This window comes from Fulvivirga lutimaris (assembly GCF_009711525.1).
Lineage (GTDB): Bacteria > Bacteroidota > Bacteroidia > Cytophagales > Cyclobacteriaceae > Fulvivirga > Fulvivirga lutimaris.
The window spans coordinates 1-7,321 of sequence record NZ_SMLV01000240.1 but is presented as its reverse complement, the minus strand read 5'-3'; the positions used below and the strand labels follow the sequence as shown (position 1 = coordinate 7,321).

Annotated in this window: 9 protein-coding genes; 1 reads left to right on the top strand and 8 read right to left on the bottom strand. The window is 38.9% G+C overall.

The window, feature by feature from the left end; all coding sequences use genetic code 11:
• Window positions 1-54: 54 nt before the first annotated feature.
• The gene (locus E1140_RS03020; protein WP_221412614.1) at window positions 55-393 is read left to right on the top strand and encodes a hypothetical protein; all 339 of its coding nucleotides are present in this window, start codon (window positions 55-57) and stop codon (window positions 391-393) included.
• A gap of 123 nt (window positions 394-516) precedes the next feature.
• Here the strand turns inward: E1140_RS03020 and E1140_RS03015 are convergent, their stop codons facing one another.
• The 8 genes from E1140_RS03015 to E1140_RS02980 all read right to left on the bottom strand — a co-directional run bounded on the left by E1140_RS03015 (window position 517) and on the right by E1140_RS02980 (window position 7,307).
• Entirely contained in the window at window positions 517-1,674 is a 1,158-nt protein-coding gene (locus E1140_RS03015) for an AEC family transporter (protein ID WP_185153395.1), read from the bottom strand.
• Between the two features lie 26 nt (window positions 1,675-1,700).
• A complete protein-coding gene (locus tag E1140_RS03010; protein ID WP_155178903.1) occupies window positions 1,701-2,897 on the bottom strand; it encodes a pyridoxal phosphate-dependent aminotransferase in 1,197 nt (398 codons plus the stop codon).
• Between the two features lie 289 nt (window positions 2,898-3,186).
• Entirely contained in the window at window positions 3,187-3,507 is a 321-nt protein-coding gene (locus E1140_RS03005; RefSeq protein ID WP_155178901.1) for a hypothetical protein, read from the bottom strand.
• A gap of 99 nt (window positions 3,508-3,606) precedes the next feature.
• Window positions 3,607-4,008 carry a hypothetical protein gene (locus E1140_RS03000; protein WP_155178899.1) on the bottom strand — a complete coding sequence of 134 codons (402 nt, stop codon included), beginning with the start codon at window positions 4,006-4,008 and terminating at the stop codon, window positions 3,607-3,609.
• 78 nt (window positions 4,009-4,086) lie between these two features.
• Window positions 4,087-4,914, bottom strand: coding sequence for a 3-mercaptopyruvate sulfurtransferase (gene sseA, locus E1140_RS02995; protein ID WP_246202699.1), 828 nt, complete (start codon window positions 4,912-4,914; stop codon window positions 4,087-4,089).
• Between the two features lie 10 nt (window positions 4,915-4,924).
• Window positions 4,925-5,392, bottom strand: coding sequence for a DinB family protein (locus tag E1140_RS02990; RefSeq protein ID WP_155178895.1), 468 nt, complete (start codon window positions 5,390-5,392; stop codon window positions 4,925-4,927).
• Between the two features lie 85 nt (window positions 5,393-5,477).
• Window positions 5,478-6,149: a peptide-methionine (S)-S-oxide reductase MsrA gene (msrA, locus tag E1140_RS02985; protein ID WP_155178893.1), complete on the bottom strand. Its 672-nt coding sequence runs from the start codon at window positions 6,147-6,149 to the stop codon at window positions 5,478-5,480.
• Window positions 6,150-6,254: 105 nt separating this feature from the next.
• Window positions 6,255-7,307 (bottom strand): PA0069 family radical SAM protein, encoded by a 1,053-nt coding sequence (locus E1140_RS02980; protein ID WP_155178891.1) that lies wholly within the window; start codon window positions 7,305-7,307, stop codon window positions 6,255-6,257.
• Between the last annotated feature and the right edge of the window lie 14 nt (window positions 7,308-7,321).

Sequence of the window (7,321 nt, the reverse complement as noted above, 5' to 3'; positions counted from 1 at the left end):
GTATAAAATTCTATTTTTATTATCAAATAACATCTTCCACCTTTGTAAAAAAAGATGAAGAAGCTATTTATTTATTCCCTTATTTCCATTTCCTTGATCATGCTTCAAGGATGTGGTACCAAAGATGTTCAAAAGATGAATGCACCGAAGTTTATTGAAGTTGTTGTCCAGAATCACCTAGTATCACATGGTTTTGATGAAGAGAACAAGGAAATCCTTGAAGAGGTAATTGTAGAAAAACCTAGAAGAAAACTACTCAGAGTGGATAGAATTCAGTCAGTTAGTGAGAAGTATATACTTACTTCCTATGGATTCGGTAGACTGGTTTACTGGGAGTATGAGGGTTCCTTTGCTGAGATGAAGGAATTGCTAACTAACAATAGTGACAAGTAGCAACGGCTGCTACAAGCAAGTTCAGGTTATTTTTTGTTGTTCCCACTAATCTAATTGATTTTTGAGTGACATCACACCAACCATAATGGATGGTAGTCTAAGACAACAGGTGTATATAAAAATCTAAGAAGCCTTTTTAGACCTCAAATCTTCAATCATTCTATTGAAGAAGGGGATTTCCTTTATAGAACGATCACTGGTGGTGGTTGTCTGAATGGCCTTAACAATTATTGGTATTATAGAAACGCCAATCAACCCCATACCTATTGCAGCAACAATAAACGGGTTGAGAAATACTGTTTGAAAAGAAAAAATACCAATAATCAATAACGTGGAAAATGGCAGCGATAATGCCAAGACCGACAATGCTAAATTAGTATTGAAGGTGTTATTCAGGTTCTTATTTTTTTCTTCCAGGGAGTTAACAGCACTCATATGAGCAAACGGCCAAAAGCTGCATGAGCTTTGTGGAAAAACTATGACAAGTAGAGCTATAGCGGGAGTTAATGCCGGGAAGAAGTAGATAAAAGCCGCACTCAGTAAAAAAGTGATGCCTGATCTCAATGTCAAAAGAAAGAATATAGTCTTTAACTCTTTCCATTTGATTTTTACCGCCATACCGATAAATAGCAGCACCAATGGCGTCATCATGGTACTAAGCCTGAGAATGGTGTTCTCTAAAAATACCGGAAAAGAAGACAAATGGATGCCAAAGGCCAATAAAACAAAGGCCACAATCATGACCATATTAATAGGCTCATTAATCAAAGAGAGTAACAGGCTTTTGATTTTGCTAGCTCCAACTTCTTGCTGGCTGCTTTTAAATTGAAGATGATACCAATGCATCGCCAGCATATAAAGCAGGATAAGAACAAACACCTTATTGCCAACATCCGCCACAGCAGCCATGGCCAGCTCTCCATCGCCTAAAAATTCAATAATAAAGGGAAAACACGAGAGGCCCGGAGCCAATGAAGGCAGTAACATCAGCAGGGTTCTGTGCTTTGCTGAATTCTTTTTCACGCCAAACCCACTCAACAGAAAGTTGGAGGATCCTAGTAATATAAAGTTGAAGAGTAAAGCCAAAACTGGTAAGATGATAAGACTCATCTCCAATTCAATCTTCAAAAGGGCTACAAAAATAGTGGCAGGCAAAGCAACACTTAAGATCAGCACCTTGATGCCTTTTAAGTTTTGCTCATTAGCTATCTTCTTTTGGAGTAACAAACCCAAAAGAATAAGTAATAGAAAGCCTACTGCCTTTTGAAAACCCAAACTCATTTAATTGCTTCTTACTTGTTGCTGAATTATACGATCACTTTTTTTAACGCTTTGCTAAAAATTTTCATTTCATCGAGTGTCCCCATACTTACTCTACAGTAGTTTTTACCATGAATCTCAAATGATCGCACACCAACGCCTTGCTCGGTCATCATTTTCAAAAATGCTTTGCCTTCCAGCTCAATAGGGAACAGCACGAAGCTGGTGTATGACTTCACATAGTCCATGCCCATGGCATCAAGACTGGCATATACATGCTCTCGGGATGCTGTATTTAGTTTCTTCGATTTTTCTAAAAATGTAGTGTCATCCATACTAGCTGAAGCAGCATATATGGAAGGGTAAGTGATGCCCATGCCTCCTCGGGTTATTTTTTGCAGTTTGTCCAAAGTCTCCTTCTGTGCCACCACATAACCTACTCTCAGACCTGCCATACCATGGATTTTAGAGAAAGTACGGGCTATGATTACATTTTTGCCTTTGTTGATCAACGAAACCATACTCTTCTGAACATCATTAGGCATGAAGTCAAGGTAAGCCTCATCTACAAACACAGGCACTTTCTCAGATACTCGCGAGCAGAATTCTTCAAGCTTTTTACCATCGGTAATAGTGCCAGTAGGGTTGTTAGGGTTACAGATGTAAACCAGCTTAGTATCAGCATCAATGGCCTTTTCCATACCCTCCAGATCGTGCGACCAATCATCTTTCAGTGGAACACCTTTCCAGCTGGCACCCGTAGCCTCCGCCACTCTTATTAAAGACATGTAAGATGGATCAGCTGAAACCACATTGCCACCATCTAGAAAAAGCACCATTCCTGTTTTCTCCAATAGGTCTGACGAGCCAGGGCCCATCATAATATTTTCAGCCGCTACACCTTCTTTCTTGGCAATCTTATCCATCAAATCAAACAGCTCGCGCCAGGCGTACCTGTTGCCTTTAACTGCCGCATCCTTAAAAGCTTCAAGCGCCTTTGGTGATGGCCCGTGAGGATTTTCATTGGCATTGAGTTTTGCCAATAATGCCTTTGGTTCTGCAAAGGGTTTATTGGCTACATGCTCCTTGAAAAAAGGACTGTATAAGAAATCGCCATATTTATCAGTGTTAGGAAATACTCTGGGTGTTTCTCCAAAACTCAAATGAGGAGCTATAGCGAGTCCGCCAATGGTTAGTAGTCCTGATTTAAGCCAATCTCTGCGGTTTAGTTTGGTTGATTCCATTTTAGTAGTGATTTATAGGTATTGATTTTAAGGCTAAGTATTGAGCAATGAATTCATCATTATTGCTGAATCAGGAAATCAAATTACTAATAAAATGGATGTGTTTTAAACTTATAGGATAATTTTTAACCCTATTTGGTTAATTATTTTTATGCAAACGATTTTTAAGGGTAAAATTTAAATCTACAATTATTCAAATGGTAGTATTTTTTTGCGTGGATGGTAAATTTTGACACGAGATTATTAGATTTAATATTGAATTGCGAAAGTATTTATTTCTAGCTGGTTGCTATCCGTAAATCTTTGCGTTAAAGTATGCAACTTTCGATTGTTCCGAACTGTTAATTGCCTCATAAATTAAATATGGAATTCCAATAAACCCCACTAACCCGCTAATAGCATAAATATTAGCTAATTCAAATATTTCGGTCAATACAACATAAACAGTTAAGCCTGTTCCAACTAAAAATATTAATGAAGCGATTAATCCTAAAGTTCTGTTTTTGGTGGCTTTAATATCATTGAGATCATACTTGTCAGATTTTCCACACTGATTACAGACAATTTCAGGTTTGGCACCAATTTTCTTGGCAAGAGCGAATCTGTCCACGGCACTTGACTTGAATGACAGGTATTGTCTACAATGGGTACACCTAGTTTGAAGAATCATGAATACTATTTTACAGTAAGACTAATCTAACAGAAATTACTAAGAGGATAAAATTTGTTCAATTTCATTGATTTGGATACTAGGCGTACCCAAATAATAAGTCTTACCTTGAAGTTTAAACTGAGTTACTCCAGATAGCCACCATACTTTTTCAAACTCTCCAATTTCATCAAAAGAGATCTCACTCTTGATGAAAATATTCCCATACAATGCAACTCTATTTTGCAGGTCAAGTTTCAGATATAGAGTCTTTCTTAAGAAGAGAAATATGAATAGGAGCACCCATATACATTCAAATAATATTACCAGAAACAGTCCAATAAGGTCAATGGTTAAGAAAATTTGGTTGTTAATAAAAGCAAATGCTATTAGTCCAAGAACGTAGACTGAAAGACTTAAGTAGTATATGAATTGAGGGGCGATGACTTTATGTCTATTCATAATACAAGAAACTTTTAAGTTGAATAATTCAGCAGCATCCAATTGTAAACCTAATCGAAATTCCTTAGAGCCAAAGCCTTACCTCTCCACAGGCAGGTCCAGTCTTTGCGCCCATTCGGTCCATGAGCCGTCATAAACAGCTTTGGGGTTATTGAGAATACCTTCGCTGCCTAGTAGAGTAACACAAGCCGTAACACCAGAGCCGCAACTAAAAACAAGCGGTTGATCTCTCACACCCAGTGACTCGAAAATTTCAGTAAGCTCTTCTTTTGATTTGAAGTGCCCATCGTCAATCAAGTCTTGAAACGGAACACTTAATGAGTTTGGAATATGGCCACCCCTTAAGCCTGCTCGTGGTTCTGGTTCAGTGCCATTAAATCGTCCTGCAGAACGGGCATCTATTACCACAAACTCTTGAGAATCAAGATTACCCTTCACATCCACCACGCTTTTAACCTGGCTAGTATCAAGCTTAGCTTTAAAATTTCCGATGGCTATCTTATGCGCTGTAATTGGTTCAGTTGGATAGCTAGCCTGTGCCCATCCGGGTAGTCCACCATCCAGCACCGCAACATTTTTATGACCCATCACTTTGTACATCCACCAAACCCGTGGTGCAGTATAGATGCCCATATTGTCATACACTACAATTTTGCTGTTGTTATTTATGCCTAACTTCTGGCTTGCCTGTTCAAAAGCAGCTTCTGAAGGTAGCGTATGCGGAAGGCCCGAGGCATTATCACTAAACTCACCTTCAAGGTCAAAAAACCTGGCTCCAGGAATTTTAATGCCATCGTAATCCGACTTCTTACCAGAAACATTCACCTTAAGACTCGCATCCAAAATCACTAAATCGGGATCATGGAGATTATCTTTTAACCAGGCCGCAGATACAACAGCATTCATCATATTTTCTTTAAGTGAGTGATAAAACCGCTCGTTTTAAGGACATGATATATCCCAAATGCACGCCTTCATGCACATTATTAAAATTAATGGCATCTTCAATAGAGTTCAGCTCATAGCCATAACTTGTAGGATACTTATCGAACTTTTTAAACAATCCGGCATTGTAATCCTGCTCCAGCTTATCTACTAAACTTTGGGAATGCTTCTTTAAACGCTCAAGATCTGAATGTTCAAAATTAGGAGATGGTAAAGTGCCCTTGGCAAACTTATCGAGCAAGTCACCTTCAACATTCAAAGGATTACCAGACAATTTGTAACACAAAAGTTGCTGCGTTACAATAACATGCCCAAGATTCCAGATTAGGTTGTTGTTAAACCCTTGTGGGATAACATTCAGCTGCTCAAGTGTCAAATCTTTTATAGCAGCCAGTTGATTTCTTCTGGTTGTCTTTAGAATTTCAAATGCCTCTTTCATTCTTCAATTGTATAATAATGCCTATACAAATAAAGGGATTAATTGAAATAAATTAGGCAGAATTGGAGGTTAACCTTACCGTATCTTACTTTTTATATTTCTTTTTCAGATAGTCTTTATACTGCTTCACAAACTTCTCCACCTTTGGTCTTGAAACTGAGTAAACATAGGGCTGATTGGGATGCAGTTCATAATAATTCTGGTGATAATCTTCAGCAATATAAAATTTGGTGAAAGGCACAATCTGAGTCACAATCTTGGAGTCATATTTTCCCGACTTGTCTAGGTATTCCTTTCTATCTTCTGCAGCTTTCTTCTCCGCCTCAGTTTGGTAAAAAATCGCAGATCTATATTGCTTACCTACATCCGGACCCTGACGGTTTAATGTCGTTGGGTCATGACTTGCGTAAAAGAACTCTACTAAAAGTTCATAGCTAACTACAGAAGGATCATAGGCTATTCTAACTGCTTCAGCATAATTAGTCAAACCAGCGCCTACCATTTCATAGGTAGGGTTATCAATAGTACCTCCAGAGTAACCAGAAACCACATCTACCACTCCATTTACTCTTTCAAAAACAGCCTCAGTGCACCAGAAGCAGCCACTGGCGAAATAAGCCGTGTCTAGCTTAGCAGCAAGAGCTGCATCCACAACCTCCGATTCTGATTGCTTTTCTTCATCACTATTCTGCTTGGCAGCACAGCATACTAATAGAATACTACAAAGAATGAGCGTTAGGGTATTGAAGATTTTCATAAGTCTAGTTTTAGGTTCAATTGTTCTAACTTTCATAAAGTTAGAATGTTTCATTCATAAATGACTTATAAACGACATTTGGTCGATTAATGGATTTAATGTGAATTAAAACAAGGTATAATTTCCCCCCTTTCTAAATGCACTTAAATTCCATGGTGGAGATTTTCGATCTTTAAAATGCTTACCTGCTGATATTTTGAAAAGCTTTTCAATGGCCAGAGCAATGTTGCCCTCACCACGCATGCGCCTCCCAAATTCACTATCGTTCGCATGCCCATCATGCATGGCTCTGATTTGGTTCATCACTTTGTCCTTTCTGTCAGGATAATGAACCCCAAGCCAGTCTTCAAAGATGTTTGATATTTTACCATTGAGTCTAACGGTAGTGTAGCCAGCGCCCAAAGCACCATGATCAGCAGCAGCTTCAATTATTTTAGGAATCTCATGATGGTTTAAGCCCGGTATAATAGGCGCGTTCATGATGATAACTGGAATACCCGCTTGGGTCAGCTCTTTTATTGTCTGTAGTCTTTTTATGGCGCTTGCAGTTCTGGGTTCCATTACTTGCCTAAGCTTCTCGTTTAACGTGGTTATTGAGATCACCACTTTGGCCAATCCCTTTTCAGCCAATGGTTTGAGGATATCTATATCTCTTGTTACCAAAGCATTCTTGGTAATGATCCCCACAGGATGTTGGTACCTCTGAAATACTTCCAGTAAAGACCTGGTTATTTTCAGCTTCTTCTCAATAGGCTGATAGCAGTCGGTATTGCCAGAAAGTATGATGGGTTTGGCCTTCCATGATGTTTGAAGCAGATGCTTTTCAAGCAGCTCAGCGGCATTCTTCTTTACTACAATCTTACTTTCAAAATCTAACCCCAGATTAAAGCCCCAGTACTCGTGGGTTTTGCGAGCGTAGCAATAGATACAGCCATGCTCACAACCTTGATATGGATTCAACGAGTATTCCATACCCACATCAGGGCTGGTCACTTTGTTTACAACTTTGTTGGGGGTCTCGTAAAAGAGCTCTGTTTTGGGCCGCTCCAGTAATATTTGCTCGTCAATGCCTTCTATATTATCTGTAACAATTTCTGATTTCAGAAAATCGTTGCTTACACTGGATTGCGTACCTCTCCCTTTGAGCAGATCATTCATATTCTAAATTACTA

What these genes read in the sequence shown, in the direction of transcription:
- E1140_RS03020 (WP_221412614.1), top strand. Translation starts at nt 55, where the DNA reads ATGAAGAAGCTATTTATTTATTCCCTTATTTCCATTTCCTTGATCATG.
- E1140_RS03015 (WP_185153395.1), bottom strand. Translation starts at nt 1,674, where the DNA reads ATGAGTTTGGGTTTTCAAAAGGCAGTAGGCTTTCTATTACTTATTCTT.
- E1140_RS03010 (WP_155178903.1), bottom strand. Translation starts at nt 2,897, where the DNA reads ATGGAATCAACCAAACTAAACCGCAGAGATTGGCTTAAATCAGGACTA.
- E1140_RS03000 (WP_155178899.1), bottom strand. Translation starts at nt 4,008, where the DNA reads ATGAATAGACATAAAGTCATCGCCCCTCAATTCATATACTACTTAAGT.
- sseA (WP_246202699.1), bottom strand. Translation starts at nt 4,914, where the DNA reads ATGAATGCTGTTGTATCTGCGGCCTGGTTAAAAGATAATCTCCATGAT.
- E1140_RS02990 (WP_155178895.1), bottom strand. Translation starts at nt 5,392, where the DNA reads ATGAAAGAGGCATTTGAAATTCTAAAGACAACCAGAAGAAATCAACTG.
- msrA (WP_155178893.1), bottom strand. Translation starts at nt 6,149, where the DNA reads ATGAAAATCTTCAATACCCTAACGCTCATTCTTTGTAGTATTCTATTA.
- E1140_RS02980 (WP_155178891.1), bottom strand. Translation starts at nt 7,307, where the DNA reads ATGAATGATCTGCTCAAAGGGAGAGGTACGCAATCCAGTGTAAGCAAC.